16 protein-coding genes are annotated in these 14502 nt (G+C 64.6%); 5 read left to right on the plus strand and 11 right to left on the minus strand.

Features of this window, described 5'->3' with window-relative positions:
• Positions 1–13: 13 nt before the first annotated feature.
• Positions 14–283, plus strand: coding sequence for a hypothetical protein (locus tag ACZY08_RS00845; protein ID WP_463742728.1), 270 nt, complete (start codon positions 14–16; stop codon positions 281–283).
• Here the strand turns inward: ACZY08_RS00845 and ACZY08_RS00850 are convergent.
• A complete protein-coding gene (locus ACZY08_RS00850; RefSeq protein WP_463742729.1) occupies positions 250–1497 on the minus strand; it encodes a TetR/AcrR family transcriptional regulator in 1248 nt (415 codons plus the stop codon). The two genes, ACZY08_RS00845 and ACZY08_RS00850, sit on opposite strands and share 34 nt — an antisense overlap.
• A gap of 96 nt (positions 1498–1593) precedes the next feature.
• Here ACZY08_RS00850 and ACZY08_RS00855 point away from each other — a divergent pair, with 96 nt between their 5' ends.
• The 3 genes from ACZY08_RS00855 to ACZY08_RS00865 are packed head-to-tail and all read left to right on the plus strand — an operon-like array spanning position 1594 to position 3857.
• Positions 1594–1818, plus strand: coding sequence for a hypothetical protein (locus ACZY08_RS00855; protein ID WP_463742730.1), 225 nt, complete (start codon positions 1594–1596; stop codon positions 1816–1818).
• Positions 1819–1828: 10 nt separating this feature from the next.
• Positions 1829–2155 carry a hypothetical protein gene (locus ACZY08_RS00860; protein ID WP_463742731.1) on the plus strand — a complete coding sequence of 109 codons (327 nt, stop codon included), beginning with the start codon at positions 1829–1831 and terminating at the stop codon, positions 2153–2155.
• A 43-nt stretch (positions 2156–2198) separates the two neighbouring features.
• Positions 2199–3857 carry an HNH endonuclease signature motif containing protein gene (locus ACZY08_RS00865; RefSeq protein ID WP_463742732.1) on the plus strand — a complete coding sequence of 553 codons (1659 nt, stop codon included), beginning with the start codon at positions 2199–2201 and terminating at the stop codon, positions 3855–3857.
• A gap of 110 nt (positions 3858–3967) precedes the next feature.
• Here ACZY08_RS00865 and ACZY08_RS00870 read toward each other — a convergent pair whose 3' ends face one another.
• The 4 genes from ACZY08_RS00870 to ACZY08_RS00885 all read right to left on the minus strand — a co-directional run bounded on the left by ACZY08_RS00870 (position 3968) and on the right by ACZY08_RS00885 (position 6184).
• A complete protein-coding gene (locus tag ACZY08_RS00870) occupies positions 3968–4561 on the minus strand; it encodes a twin-arginine translocation pathway signal (RefSeq protein WP_463742733.1) in 594 nt (197 codons plus the stop codon).
• Positions 4558–5265, minus strand: a complete 708-nt coding sequence (locus ACZY08_RS00875; protein ID WP_463742734.1) for a hypothetical protein — start codon at positions 5263–5265, stop codon at positions 4558–4560. The genes ACZY08_RS00870 and ACZY08_RS00875 overlap by 4 nt, the downstream gene beginning before the upstream one ends.
• Positions 5266–5424: 159 nt before the next feature.
• Positions 5425–5835 (minus strand): hypothetical protein, encoded by a 411-nt coding sequence (locus ACZY08_RS00880; RefSeq protein WP_463744096.1) that lies wholly within the window; start codon positions 5833–5835, stop codon positions 5425–5427.
• A gap of 16 nt (positions 5836–5851) precedes the next feature.
• On the minus strand, positions 5852–6184 hold the full coding sequence (locus tag ACZY08_RS00885) for a hypothetical protein (protein ID WP_463744097.1): 333 nt from the start codon (positions 6182–6184) through the stop codon (positions 5852–5854).
• A 187-nt stretch (positions 6185–6371) separates the two neighbouring features.
• Here ACZY08_RS00885 and ACZY08_RS00890 point away from each other — a divergent pair, with 187 nt between their 5' ends.
• The gene (locus ACZY08_RS00890; RefSeq protein WP_463742735.1) at positions 6372–6884 is read left to right on the plus strand and encodes an Rv2253/PknI dimerization domain-containing protein; all 513 of its coding nucleotides are present in this window, start codon (positions 6372–6374) and stop codon (positions 6882–6884) included.
• A 44-nt stretch (positions 6885–6928) separates the two neighbouring features.
• Here the strand turns inward: ACZY08_RS00890 and ACZY08_RS00895 are convergent, their stop codons facing one another.
• Genes ACZY08_RS00895 through ACZY08_RS00920 form a run of 6 tightly spaced genes read right to left on the minus strand, consistent with a single transcriptional unit; the run spans position 6929 to position 14492 of the window.
• A complete protein-coding gene (locus ACZY08_RS00895; protein ID WP_463742736.1) occupies positions 6929–8518 on the minus strand; it encodes an MCE family protein in 1590 nt (529 codons plus the stop codon).
• Positions 8518–9744 carry an MCE family protein gene (locus ACZY08_RS00900; protein WP_463742737.1) on the minus strand — a complete coding sequence of 409 codons (1227 nt, stop codon included), beginning with the start codon at positions 9742–9744 and terminating at the stop codon, positions 8518–8520. The genes ACZY08_RS00895 and ACZY08_RS00900 overlap by 1 nt, the downstream gene beginning before the upstream one ends.
• On the minus strand, positions 9741–11198 hold the full coding sequence (locus ACZY08_RS00905) for an MCE family protein (RefSeq protein WP_463742738.1): 1458 nt from the start codon (positions 11196–11198) through the stop codon (positions 9741–9743). Before ACZY08_RS00905 ends, ACZY08_RS00900 begins: the two co-directional genes overlap by 4 nt.
• Positions 11195–12277, minus strand: a complete 1083-nt coding sequence (locus tag ACZY08_RS00910) for an MCE family protein (protein WP_463742739.1) — start codon at positions 12275–12277, stop codon at positions 11195–11197. Before ACZY08_RS00910 ends, ACZY08_RS00905 begins: the two co-directional genes overlap by 4 nt.
• A complete protein-coding gene (locus tag ACZY08_RS00915; RefSeq protein ID WP_463742740.1) occupies positions 12277–13308 on the minus strand; it encodes an MCE family protein in 1032 nt (343 codons plus the stop codon). The genes ACZY08_RS00910 and ACZY08_RS00915 overlap by 1 nt, the downstream gene beginning before the upstream one ends.
• A complete protein-coding gene (locus ACZY08_RS00920; protein ID WP_463742741.1) occupies positions 13305–14492 on the minus strand; it encodes an MCE family protein in 1188 nt (395 codons plus the stop codon). Before ACZY08_RS00920 ends, ACZY08_RS00915 begins: the two co-directional genes overlap by 4 nt.
• Between the last annotated feature and the right edge of the window lie 10 nt (positions 14493–14502).

Below are 14502 nucleotides of genomic sequence, written 5' to 3' on the forward strand. Positions count from 1 at the left end.
GAGAGGATCACACATGGCAGAGGGCAAGAACTCCAAGCTGGTCAAGCTCGCCGGCCTCGGCATAACCAGTGCGGGTGCGGCGCACTTCATCAAGCCGCAGCTGTTCGAGTCGATCACCAAGCCGGCGTTCCCCGAGAACACGCAGAAGCACATCTACACCAATGGCGGTATCGAAACCGCCATCGGCGTGGGCCTTCTGCTGCCCAAGACCCGCAAGCTGGCCACCATCGGCACGCTCGGCTATCTGGCCTACCTGGCCGGCAACGCCGTCCGTAACCGGTAACGGCCCAGCAGCGTCATTTCGACCATGACCGCGACGACGGCTCGGGTCTGCTCCGAATTCTGATAATTCATGAGCCGGCCCAAGTCGATCACCAACGCCATCGCCGCATGAACGGCGAAGCGCGCCTGCCCCGCACTCCACCGTGGGCGCACCGGCATGACCACCTCGACCCACGATTCCACCGCCGCCCGCTGCAGGTCGCGCAGGATTTTCTGGTCGGCGGGTGTCATGTTGAGGCGTTCGGTGTAGTAGACGTAGTCGAGCTCGGGGCGGTCGAAGGATCTCGCCACGTAACCATCGATCAGGGCGCCCAGCGCCTGCTCCGGGTCCGTCGCCGCGCCGAGCACCTCGGCCATGTCGGCCGACAACCGGTCGGCCGCTCGCCGGAACCCGGCGGCCAGGATGTCGGACTTGCCGGAGAAATACCGGTAGATCCCCGAGGCGGGCATGCCTACCGCGGCGGCGATGTCCTCCATCGTGGTGTCGCGATAGCCGTTCTGGTTGAACAGCCGCATCGATTCGGTCAGCAGCGCTTCGTATTTCGTCGCGCTCACGACTGGTGGCGGCGCCACCACGGGGTCCGCCTCGTTGGGGAAATCCGGCAACTCGGCTGCCAGCACGGCGTCGCAGATGTCGGCGAGCAGTTCACGGACCTGGCCGGCAGGCAATTTGGACCTGTGGTCGACGACGCTGCCGATCACGCCGAGCACCGCGGTCGACAAGGTCCAGCGGGCCCGCGAGCTCAGTTCGGGCCGCAATTCCATCAGCGGGCGGTGAATCCGGCGGTGCACCGTACGCACCTGCGCGTCCAGGGTGCTCTGGTCGTCGCCGCGCAGATAACGCGCCTCCCAGCGGTACAGCCCACCAGATTCGCGATTAACCAAAGCGGTGTCACTGAGCGCGGCGACGATGAGGCGCAACCGCTCCCGAGGGTCGCCATCGGCGTCGTCGGCGAATGCCGTTCCGTCGACAAGTTGCTGACTGAGGTTGAGCACGGCGTCGCGGAACAATTCGTACTTGCTCGAATAGTGCCGGTACAACGCGGCCGCAGAAATCCCGACCCGCGAGGCAATGGCTTCCATGCTCACGCCGTGATATCCGAGAGCACTGAAAGACTCCGCCGAGGCCCGCGCTATCTGCGCCTTTCGGTCTTTGGGTCGACGCCGCACACCATCGCCGCCGCTGCCGATCGACCGGGGCGAGATGCGCGCCATTCCGTCACACTAACGGACCGAACAGCCGGGTCAAAATGGTAGTTCGGCAGAGAATAGGCGTTAACATAGATGGCGTTGCGGCCAGACGGGGGTCACGTGTTTGCCAAGTTGCGGAGGTTGCTGGCCCACCGTGTCGCAGTCGGCGAACTGATCGTCGTAGCTGTAGTGCTCGGTGTGCCGTACCTGTTGATCGGTACCGTCTGGTCCGGAACACACACCGACCATCTGCAATCGATGGGCGGTCTCGACGCGGTGGTGTCCTTCCTGGGGGCGATCGTCTCGTGGCCGGTGCTGTTGTTCACCGACATATGTATGACGTGAAAGGGGAACGGTGAGTTTTCGCGCCGTCTATATCGGAATCGCCGGGGCCGTGGTGCTCGCCATCGGGCTGTACCTGTTGAGCCTGCCGGTCTACCTCGACGACTTCGACCAATTCGGCATGCAGATCCCCTGCGGTTCCGGGTACAGCGCACACCTCGTGCAGGCCACTGCCGCCGGCCAGGAGTACGTGGACAAATGTGGGTCGGCCGTGATGACCCGCCGGCTGTGGACCATCCCGGTCGTTGCGCTCGGCGCGCTGGCCTTGATCGCGGTGTTGTTCCGCGCGGCAACGTCTTCGGCACACGAGACGCTGCTGCCGAACCGCGATACGCCTTAGGCGCCCTGGCGGTGGCGTAGTCGCCGTTCTTGTCGGTGGTCGAATGTATGTTCGAGTCATGCAGGTGGGTGCGGTCCAGGCGGTAGCGGGGTTGCGGGCCGCCTACGACGCGTTCGCCGCCTGCGACTTCGGATCGTTGTCCCGGCCTGAACTGGTCGCGGTGCTCGACGAGTACGAGGCACTGACCTGCCAGATGCCGTCCTCGTTGCATCGGCTGCTGGCCGGGCTACAGGCCGAGTCCACCCCGCAGGAAATGGGCGCCAAATCATGGAACGCGGTACTGCGGATCCGGTGGCGGCTGACCACCGCGGAAGCCGGCCGCCGCCTACATGAGGCCGCCGCACTCGGACCGCGCCGCACCCTCACCGGTCAACCCCTGCCCCCGCTACTACCCGCGGTCGCTGCGGCACAATCGGCCGGGCTGATCAACGCCGAGCACGTCAAAGTGCTGCGCGACGCGATCGAGCGGCTACCCGGATTCCTCGACACCATCACCGGCGACCAGTTCGAAGCCGACCTGGTGCGGATCGCTACCGGGGTCGGGCCCAAAGAACTCAAAGACACCGCCGAACTGCGACTGTTCCTGCTCGATCAGGACGGCCCCGAACCCGATGACACCGAACGCGCCCGCAAACGCGGCCTCACCATGTCTAAGCAGGGCCGCGACGCCATGACCTCGCTGACGGCGCACCTGAGCCCCGAAGCGGCCGCCGTGCTGGAAGTGTTGTTCGCCAAATTCGGTGCACCGGGCATGTGCAACCCCGAGGATGAGGAACCCTGCACCACCGGTACCCCCACCCAAGCCCAGATCGACAACGATCACCGCACCGAGGCCCAACGCCAACACGATGCCCTGCTGGTCATCGGACGCATCGCATTGATGAGCGGTGATCTGGGTCAACTCAACGGGCTACCGGTGTCGATCATCATCCGCACCACCCTGCAAGACCTGGAGTCGCGCGCCGGGATCGGGGTCAGCGGCGGGGGCACCAAGATCCCCATCAAAGACGTCATCCGGATGGGCGCCCACGCCAACCATCACCTTGTCGTGTTCGACCAGGCCACCGGGGCGGCCCTCAACTATTTCCGGGCCCGGCGCACCGCCAGCCCCGCCCAGCGGATCGTGCTGATCGCCCGCGACGGGGGCTGCACCAAGCCCTGCTGCACCGTCGGTGCCTACGGCTCCCAGGTGCATCACGCCGTCGCCGACTGGGCCGACGGTGGCAACACCAATGTCGATGAGATGGCCTTGGCGTGTGGGCCCGATAACCGGATGGTGCACACCGACGGTGGCTACACCACCCTCATCAATCCCGACGGTGAAGTGGAATGGCATCCACCACCGGGACTGGACCACGGCCAACACCGCATCAACTACCACCACCGACCCGAACTACTCCTGACCCCACCCGACGAACCCGATGAACCGCAACCGCCACCAGACCGGGAACCACAGCCCGAGCCCGAGCCCGCCGAGCAGGAACGGCAACACGACCCCCAGTGGGACTCCGCGTGTGACCCCGCGTGGGACCCGCAGTGGGACATCGACTTCGACCAGCCCACCCCGACCCCACCCAACGTCGAACACCTCTGGGACACCGACCCATCCGACCCACACCCACCCGACCCAGGACTTCCACCCGGGTGGATCCTGCTCGACGACTGCGATGCCGTCGCTGGCCCGGCAGCGCGCGGACCCTAACTACGCATTACGTCCGGGGCCGCCGGCTTCGCGTCGGGTCCGCCGAGTCACTCCGGCCCACGTACCGGATGCTCATTCAATGGGAGTCGATCCCATCACAGTTCAGCCTGCTAGATGGGATCGAACGATGAGATCAACCAATTCCCATCGATTTTCGTGAGCCCGACCTTGACCGCACTGGCGGCCTGCGCCGGTTCGGGGTTGTCGCGGCTGGTGGTCGCCTGATTCAGGAAGACCAACACGTTCGCGGTATCGGATTGCACCTCGATCGTGGCAGTGCGAACGACCGCTGCGGTGGCGCGAATGTCTTTCTGCTTGGCTGCCGGCACAACGAACTTCTGCGCAAACTCGCTGTAGTAGTCCAAGAAATCACCGGTCAGGTGGGATCGTGTGCCCGCAATGTCTTGATCCAAACTGTCTGGCGCATAAGACAACAACGCCACCGCACCTTCAGTTGCTGCTTCGACTGCCGCCGTCGACGCTCCGGCATGCCCGTGATCCGCGCGGTACACGCCGAAATAAAGTGCTGCTGCCGACCCCGCCGAGGCGAGAAGGACGCAGACGACAGCGATCGGCCGCCATCGCCGCGCAATTCGACGAGTCCAGCGCTCCGTGGGTTCAAGACCCTCGTCGGCTACGCACTCCTCTGCCTCAATACTATTGACGTCGACCACTTTTGGTTCTTCGACGATGGATGCGCTCACGGGACGAACTCGACTTTCGACATCTTGATCTGTTCCCCGTCTTTGACCATGGTGAGGCTCAAGCGCCAGTTTCGGGGCTGCTGATTCGCTCCGGCCGAGTTACTGACCGTGGTGGCCGAACTGACGAGGACGACGGCGGAGTCGCCATCCATCGACTGCACTGCCGAGGCGTGCGCCGTCGCCTTCGTCGCTGATTTCGAGTCCTGCGCCGTTTTCACCAGATCCTTGGCGGAGGACTCGATGTCGTCTTTGAATTGGCCAGTCGAGTTGTCGATGATCTGCCGTACGTTGTCCTGCGCCGTGGCGCTGTCAATCGACATCAACGTGACGGCGGCTTGCGAAGCGGCCGCCGCGAACTCCACTCGGCGCTGCTGCTCACGGTCGGCCTGCTCGTGGAACCAGATCATGTATCCGCTTGCCGCCAGTAGCGCTCCGCTGAACAGGATCGCGACTCCGGCGAGCAACGTCGCCAGTTTCGGACGCCAACTGCGTTTCGCACCCGTGGCCGACGGTCGATCCTCATCCTCAGAATCAGGATCGGAATCAGCGGAGGAGGAGGAGGAGGAGGAGGAGGAGGAGGAGGAGTCGGAGGAGGAGGAGTCGGAATCGAGGTCGCCGGCGTCCGCGTCAACATCGTCGACATCGCCGGCGTCTTCGAGCACGGCTGTCTCAGTTTCCTGTTCGGAGCGGCTGAGTAACCGCATAGTGCACCTCCGTTTGTCTCGGCCAGTCGCGGATGGCACTAGATACTGTGGTCCGCCTCACGGCCGATGTGACTGCTGCCGCACGCTAATGCGGCCGAAACCGGCTTCGACGCCGGTGTCCCACCCAGCGGACAAACCCGCCCTGACGAACTGGCGCCGTCACCAGTTCCGCAGGGAGCACAACGCCCCTTTGGAGCCATCAGCACGGTCGACGACGATCCCGTCGATGGCCAGCTCACAGCGCAGAGTTTGGGCCGGTTGCGGAGCCAACCCGGCCGTGGTGACGGTCACCATGGCCCATTTCATGGGGTCGGCGAGCACAACCTCGCGGATCCAGGGCTTGCCCGGTTCCAGCGTCAGATCGTCCTTGGGGCTGAACTCGTACGGATTGTGGCTGTAGTCGGCCCATGTCGGCGGGTCGGTCTCGCGGAAATAGATGCCGACCGTTGTCTGCTGCTCGGCGGTGACCGTATAGGTCACGCGGTGCAGCATCGGGCCCTCGTCCGCATGCGCCGGTGCTGCCAAGGGGAAGTACGCACCGAGGGCCACGGCGGCCATCGCGCCCACCATGCCCGCACGCCTCAACTCACAGGTCACCACGAAGCCACCTGCTCGCACCGTCACTGGAAACACAACTCAGAAAAAGCCCGTCGGGCGCCTGGGCGACGGAGTTCTCGAAACCTGTGCATGGTTCGTTCTCCTCGCGAATGCCTTTCAGCGGCGGTGACCGGAAGTAGCGCGGCTCGTACCGGCGCGGCGATCCGCAGAAGACCACCCGGCCCCACGAGGTGGTGCCGAAGACGTAGTACGCCGTATCCGAACACGGCGCGCCGAGCACGACGCCGCCGGTGATCCCCGGTACGCACGAGGGTTCACTGCATCCGACGGGTTCAGCGCTCGCTGGGGCCGGCGTGATCATCGTCGCGACGAGAAGCCCTGTCGTTACTGCGATCGGTATCCGCACGTACGACACTGTGGCACGGTTGAATCCGGCCGCCAGGTCATGGCCCACTAGGTGGGACATTGTCCGTCAGAAGTCGGCAGAAGTTGCACAGTGAACACTGCCGCGGCGACCACCGGTGGCCGGCGTACAGAGGAGTTTGGTCATGCGGGTGTCGACGGCATTCATTGGGGCAGGGGTGCTCGCTGCCGCTGGCGTGGGCGGGCTGTGCGGCCCCGTCGCCGCAGCCTCCCCGAATTGGGGCCTCAACGGAACCTACATCGCCACGTCGAACGGCGAGTGGGCGAAGACGAACGATATCTTCCACGACGAGGCCAGCATTCGTGGCACGTGGACGATCTCCACGACATGCAGTTACCCGAGCGAGTGCACCGGCACGGTCGACACCGACTGGGGTTGGAGCGCACCGATCTACAAGAAGAGCGGCGTCTGGTACGTCAAGAAGACGGTGGACAACTGGCAGCCGTGTGGGGACGGCACCGCAGGCCCGGGTCTGCAGGTGTACCGCTTCTTCCCCTCGAACGAGGATGCCACCGCAACCGATCCAGCGTCGACGACACTGCTCGGCGAGGATTCGACCACCGGCGTCAGCGGATCGTGCGGCACCAGCAGGGTCGTGTTCATCACGATGCCGTTCAAGCTCGTGAAAACGGCCTGACCGGACAGCTTTCCAGCTGCCCGGTCAGGCCCGGGGTTTTCGGCTCAGGTGGTGAAGAGGTCTTCCCACGTCCTGTCACCGGTACGCGGCACGAGGTCCGCCTGCCGGTACACCTTGCCGTCTGGTGTTGCGTACCGACCCGTCCGCGGGTCGTAGGTGGCGATGGCAACCGATGGTCCACCGGATCCGTTGGGGCTGAACGCACTAGGCGACATTGCCGGCTCCACGCTGCCGCTCGGCGGCACCTCACCCGCCGGCGTCTCACTTTGCGGCTCGCCGGCCGGGGCCTCCGCGGGCGGCGCTGCAGGTGGGGCCTCCGCGGGCGGACGCGGCGTGCCCTCCGTCGGCCCGTGGATGAACGTGTCACGATCGACGCGGGAATCCGGTGCGATCCCCTGGGCGAGCAGGTTGGGGTCGATCGGGTACGGACCGAGGGCGTGCTGGCGCATCGCCAACGGCTCGTAAGGCTGGTCACTGTCACAGATTTCGACCGTGGGAGCACGCTTCCCCGGCTTGCCCATGCACGGGTAGTTGCGGGCGCCGCGGACGCCGATCGCCGAATCCTGCGGCAGCTTGCAGTACAGCCCGTCGGGCGTGTCGATGTCGCTCGTGTCCTCTGGAGACCGCCACGACGACGGCGGCAGGAATCCGACGGTGCACGCCGGTGGGTCGCCCATCGTAAGAGTGAAGTCGCCCAACGACATTCCGACCGGATTGTTCTTCGGCGCGCCGTACGACTGCGTTGCAGAGATGGACGGCGGCAGAAGTACCAGGAGTTGCTCCAGCGAGGGATGGTAGGTCACGCCGACCTGACCCAGGCTGGTGAGATTGGCCAGCAGCAACGGCAGGGTGGGCTTGACCTGATTGAACAAGCGGGACGCCTCGTCGGCGGTTCCCGGTCCGTCCTTCAACAGAGTGCGCACATGCTGGTCGTCGTCGGCTACCTGCTTGGTGATTCCGGCCATGCTCCGGGCCCAGGTACGGATCGCTTCGACGGATTCGACCTGCCCGTCGAGAAGCGGAGCGCCGTCGTCGATCAGCGCACGGGACTGATCGGAGGCCGCGTTCGCTTCGGCGATCAGTCGCGACGACGAGTCCAGTAGCGACCCCATGTCGTTACCAGAGCCGTTGAATGCCTTGAAGGTTTCGTCCAGCAGCGGGCTGATCTTGTCCTTCGGAATGCTGCCCATCAACGAACTGACCTGATCGAGCATCGGGCCGACGGCCTGAGGGATCGACGTGCTGGATGCCGGGATCACCGACCCATCGTGCAGATAGGGTCCCGAGTCGTTGCGGGGTTGCAGATCGACGTACTGCTCGCCCACTGCCGACACGCTCAGAACCGCGGCGTGCAGGTCGGCGGGAACCTTCGGTGAAGTGTTCAGCGACAGTGTGGCTTCCGCTCCCTCGCGGGTGGGCCGCACGTCGGTCACCTTCCCCATCTGCACACCGCGATATGTCACGTTGGAGAACTGGTAGAGCCCACCGGTCCCTTCCAGTTGCAGGGTCACCGTCATTCGCCCGATACCCAACAGGGTGGGGGCCTGCAGGTAGACGATGCCCATCAGGGCCATGCCGATCACCGACGCGACCGCGAAGATGACCAGCTGGATTCGGATGAAGCGGGTGAGCATCAGTTGCCACCTTCGTTTGACGCTGCCGGGTCAGCAGGTAGTGCAGCGGCCGGCGAGTCGTCCGCCGGTGCCGGGTCGATCAGCGGCGGCACCGTGGCCACCGCTGACGGGGGCTGCGGCGTCAGCGGCATCCCCAGCGGATCCTTCGTGTAGTTGGCGTACCAGGGGTCGCCAGGTGCCGGGGTGAGGGGCAGCCCCTCCTGACCCCACCGGGTTCCCAGGAACAATCCCCTCTTCAGCCTCGGAATGGTGAAGTCGAAGGTGATGAACTGGTTGAGGTAATCCCCGCGGATTGCCCGGTCGATGAAGTTCTGCGGGTAGGGATATCCCGGCGCGTATGCCAGCACGGTGCCCAGATTCGGTCCGACGTCAGCCAGCGCCCGCACCGTCGGTTCGAGGTTGCGCAGATTGGTCAGCAGGTCCTCGCGCGTCGCGTTGACGAGATTGGTCGCGGTGTCGCTGAACTGACCGAACTTCTCCAGCGCCGTGGTGATGCGGGGACGCTCGTTGACCAGGACATCCAGAGCCGGAGGTATCCGTTGCAACGCCGTCGTGATCACCTCTTGCTGCCCGGACAGCGTGCCGGCCAAGCGGTTCAGTTCCGTGATCGAGGCGTTGATGTCGTCTCGCTGGTTGGCGAACATCCCGACGATGTCGTCGAGTCGGGTGAGTAGATCACGGATCTTGTCCTCGCGGCCGTTGAGCGCGGCATTGAATTCGGTGACCAGGTCACCGATCTTGCCCAGGCCTCCGCCGTTGACGAGCACCGACAGCGACGACAGGGTCTGCTCGGTCGAGGGATATGTCGAAGTCTGGTTGAGCTCCAAGGTGGCGCCCGGGGTCAGCCTCCCGGACGCAGACTGTCCCAGCGGCGGATCGAGGGCGATGTGCATGGAGCCCAAGAGGCTGGTCTGTCCGACGGTGGCGACCGCGTTGGCCGGCACGACGACATCAGGCTTGACCGATACCTCGACGTCCGCGTGCCAGCCTTTCACCACCATGCGGGAGACACTGCCCACGATGACGTCACCGATCATGACGGGCGAATTCGATTCCAGTGTCCCGATATTGGCGAGTTCGACGTGATAGACCGTCGCGTCTGATCCGCGCCCGACGGTGCCGGGCAGGGGCAGTGAATTCAGGCCGTGGAACGCACAGCCGGTCAGCGTCGCCACCGTGCAGGCGGCTACCGCAGTCAGTCGGGTCAGCGACCGCCGGGTGATCACGGAGTACCTCCTGGTGCCGGCGGTGCGGGGATCGGGGCAGCCTCAGCTGGAAGCAGCATGTCCTGCAACGTCCTTGGCGCTTGCACTTGCGCATCCGCCGGAATCGGTGATCCCGGATACGCCGCGGGCGAGGTATTTGCGGGCAGGCCGTCGGGTGTGTACGCACCGGGCGGTCCCGGAGGTGCGCCCCATCCGGCCGGTGGCGCCACGTCGTTGGCACCGGTGTAGGCCGACACCGCCGGCGGTAGATCCTCGTAAGGTTGTGGACGCCCACCGGCCCCGCCCGGTGCAAGGTTTTGATCGGTGTACACCAGGTTCTCCGGGCTGGGCGACTTCTTGAGATAGGCGTTGAACGGCATCGGCATGTGGTTGAAATTCAGCAACGACAGGGCCGGTCCGAGGTACTGGGCGCACAGCTTGGACGATTCCGCTGCGGTGGCATTCTTGACCGCCCCGATCGCCGAACACACCACCGACAACGGGTCGGAGAAGTTCGCCAGCGCGAAAGCGCCGACCGCGGTTCCGCTGTCAGGGTTGTAGATGTTGTAGCCGTTGGCAATCGCATTGGGCGCGACGTGCAGGACGTTCTCGAGCTTGGTCTTGTTGTCCACCAGGTTCTGGGTGACGTTGTTCAGCCGCTGCAACTGCTCGGCGGTCTGGTCGCGGGTACCGGAGATGAATCGCCGAACGTTGCCGACGGCATCGGCAAGGTTGGTCAACGCGCCGTCCAGATCGGAACGACTGCCGTCGATGACGCTGGTCACGTTGGCCAATTGCCCTTGGAACTCGACGATTTGGGTGTTGCTGTCCCGCAGGGCCGTCACGAAGACCTGCAGGTTCTTGATGATACCGACGACATCGCCGCTCCCCTGTCCCAGAATCTTTGCGACACCGGAGAGCTGACTGATTGCCTCGTGCAGTTTCTCGCCGTTACCGTTCATTGCTGCGGCGGCACTGTCGACGAAGCGGCTCAGCGAGGTGGCCGACGTCCCGTTGATCGGCCCCAGATCACTCGCCAACCGCATCAACTGGTCCTTGACCTGGTCCCACTCGACAGGCACGGCGGTACTCTCCACCCCGATCTGCGCACCGTCAGCCATCGTCGGCCCGACATCTTCGTAGGCCGGCGTCAGCTGGACATATCGGGCGGCAACCAGGTTCTGCGCCATGACGATCGCCTTGGCATCAGCCGGGATCTTCACATCGTGGTCCACGGCGAGGGTCATCCTCGCCTGCCCTCCGGCGGGTTCGATGCTCTTGATGGAACCGACCTTGACGCCGGCGACCCGAACCTCGTCGCCCGGATAGATCGCGGTGGCAGAGGTGAAGTACGCGGTGATCGTGGTCGGCTTGAACACGGTCTGTCGCACGATCACCGCCGTACCGGCCACCGCCAGCGCAGCGAGCAGCACCAGTACGGTGCGGCTGATCTTCGTCCGATTGCGGGCGATCATCGACTTCCTCCGGGAATGCCGTTGTGGGGCCAGGGGAATTCGGCCCGCGGGCCGGCGTTGTCGGGAGGTTGTCCGGCGTTGGTGCCGCGCCGGAACCCGAATGCGTAGTCGAGGAAGGGCTGCAACGTCTGCGAGGGCAGGAGGTTCCCGACGAACGCGTTGTAATACCAACCGTTGTTCACCGATTCGCCCTGGGTGACTTGATATTTGGCGAGACCTGCCAATGCCCCTGCGATGTTCTCGCGGTTCTTCTCCAGCATCGCCGTCACCGAGTTGAGCTGCTTGAGCGTGGGTGCGAGCTCTTCTTCGTTGTCGTGTACCAGTCCGGAGAGCTGCTGGGACAGCGCCGAGGTATTGGCCAGCAGGTTGACGATCGCATACCGGCGTTGGTCGAGGACCCCCACCAACGCGTGCGCGTCCAGCAGCAGCGTGTTGACCTGCTGGCTGCGCTTCGACAGGATGCCGGTCACGTCGGCAGCGCTCTTGAGCAGGTTGGACAGCGACTCGTTGCGGCTGTTCAGCGTCTCCGACAACCGGGACAGCCCTTCGAACGTCGGCCCCAGCTGTGGCGCCATCCGATCGATGGTGTCCGACAACGTATCCAGCGACTGTGTCAGCGCCGTGGTGTCCGTGCCGGCGGTGTTGTTCGTGAAGTCACCGACCGCGTTGGTCAACGAATACGGTGAGGCCGTCCTGGCGATGGGGATCGTGTCCGAGGCGCGCATCGTGCCCGCGCCGGCCGGTTCGAGAGTCAACATCCTGGCGCCGAGCATCGTCCCGGTGCGGATGTGTGCAGTGGTATCGGAGCCGAGGCGGACCTGACTGTCGAGGGTGAAGGTCACCAGTGCCTTGCCGTGGCTCAGACCGACATCGGTGACGATGCCCTTGGTGACCCCGGAGATCTTGACGTCGTTACCGGTGGTGATGCCACCGGCCTCGACGAACACTGCGTGATATTTGACCGACGTAGCCCACGACCACAGTGCTTGCGGCTGGAGTCCGACAGCAATGACCATCGCGATCAGCACGATGCCGATGAGGCCACTCCGGATGAGATGCGATCCACGGTATTTCAGCATCAGGGCTCCCCACAGCGTCCGGTGTTCTGCATGATCCACGGGAAGTACGCGGTGCGCCCTTGCAGGTCGGTGACCCGGACATTCATGCCGCACAGGTACTGATTGATGAAACTTCCGTAAGCACCCAACCGGACGAGCTTGCGGTAATTCTTGGGCGCGTTCTGCAACGCCAGATCCATCCGCGCCATGTCGTCTTCATTGGAGAGCAACGGCGCCAGGCGCGTCAGTTGATCCACCGTGCCCGACAGTGGCGGCCGGGCCTGTGTCATCAGGTCCGTCAGCGACGCGGTTCCGTTGTCGAGCGCGGTGATGGCCTCTCCGATGGGATCGCGTTCTTGTGACAGACCGGTGATGAGTTGTTGCAGCTGGTCGACGGCACCCGAGAACTTGTCGCCGTCCTTGGCGACTGTTGCCACAGTGGTTTTCAGGTTGTCGATCAGTTGCTGCACGGTCTGCCCATTGTCGGCGAGCGCCTGGGTGAACGAAGTCGTATGCGCCATCAGCGATTCGACCGTGCCACCCTGGCCCTGCAGGATCTGGATCAGCGAGTTCGTCAAGGCGTTGACGTTCTGGGCGTTGAGTCCCTGGATGACCGGTTTGAGCCCTCCGAGGAGCAGGTCGAGATCCAGCGCCGGCTCGGTCCGGTCGACCGGAATCTGCGAACCGGGCGGCTGGAGTTTGGTCGAACCGGGTGCGTCGAGCAGCTCGAGATAGCGGTTGCCGACCAGATCCAGATAGCGCACGGCGATCTTCGTGGCCGTGGTCATCACGACTTCACGGTCCGAGTCGAAGCGCACCAGCACCGTGTTATCCGGCTGCAGTGCAACGTCGTTGACCGTACCGACGCGGATGCCGGCCACCCGGACGGAATCGCCGGCCTTCAGGCTCGACGCGTCGGTGAACACCGCGGAATAGCCGTTCGTCGACCCGGTGCGGTATTGGCCCATGATCGCGAACAGCGCTCCGGTCAGGAGCAGCATCGTCACTCCGAACACGCCGAATTTGACAGCGGTCCCGCGGCTGCGCGTCATCCCGGTTGTCCTATCTGGGTGGTGTTGCGCGGCGGGCCGTCGAGCGGACCGTAGAGCGCTTGCTTGAGCCCGTCGGAGTTCAACAGGATCCCCTGATTGCCGTATTGCGCTGGGTTGGCATCGATGTCGGTGACCACGAACGGCGGCCGCTGCCCGAAGCCGACCTCGGGCAGGCCCTGGCACTGCGCGCCACCGGTGGCGGCCACCTTCGGCAGGTTGCCCGGATAGCGGTAGCGTTCGGTGCCCAGCAGGAACGAGTCCAGCAGCATGACGCCGGGTAGCGGTTGCGGGGGGCCCATCGCCAGCGGCTCCATTCCCTTGAGCGCGCAGGTCAGTGCCGGGTTGTACTGGTTGAGCAAGTTCGTGGTCGGTACCAGCAGGCGCATCGCGTCCGTCACCGCGGCGCTGTTGGTCGCGACTACTTCGTTGCCCACGTCGGCCAGCCCGATCGCGCTGATGAGCAACGCATCCAGATCATTTCGGCGATCGACGAGCGTGTCGCTGAGCTGCGTCGCGTTACGGACGGTGTCCATCAGATCCGGCCCGGCGTCGGCATAGGCCTTGAACACCCTTGGCGCTACGGCCATCTCATGGCTCAGCGTCGGAAGGCTCGGGGCGATCTTGGCCAGCAGGGCGTCGAGATCTACCAAGGTCTGACCGAGTTTGTCGCCGCGGCCGTCGATGGCCTGGGCCATCGCGCCGAGCGTCTCGTTCAGTTTCTCCGGCTGGATCTGCGCCAGCACCGAGACCAATTGCTCGAATACCGTGTTGATCTCGACGGTGGTGTGCGACGCATCGAGGATCTGGCCGGCATACATCGATTCCCGCGAGGGCTGCGGCGGCGGGACAAGCTGAACGAACTTGGCGCCGAACACGGTGCTCGAGGCGATCTCTACACCGGTGTTGGCCGGGATGAGTTGCAGGTCACCAGGGTTCATCGCCAGCCGGAGCGCCGCCTGCCCGTCCGGCAGCGTCTCGATGGCGACGACCTTGCCGACCTGTGCCCCGTGCAGTTTGACCTTGGCATCAGGGTTCATCACCAGGCCGGCCCGCGGAGAGATGACGGTCACCGCGGCGGTGGGTGCGACCCCACCACGGAACAGCACGATGGCGCCCGTGATGATCGCGGCGATCACCACGACCGTGATCAGTCCGCTCAGTTGACGTTTAGCGTCACGCGACATCGGATGCCTT

The sequence above is a fragment of the Mycobacterium sp. IDUB_9 genome, assembly GCF_055419505.1.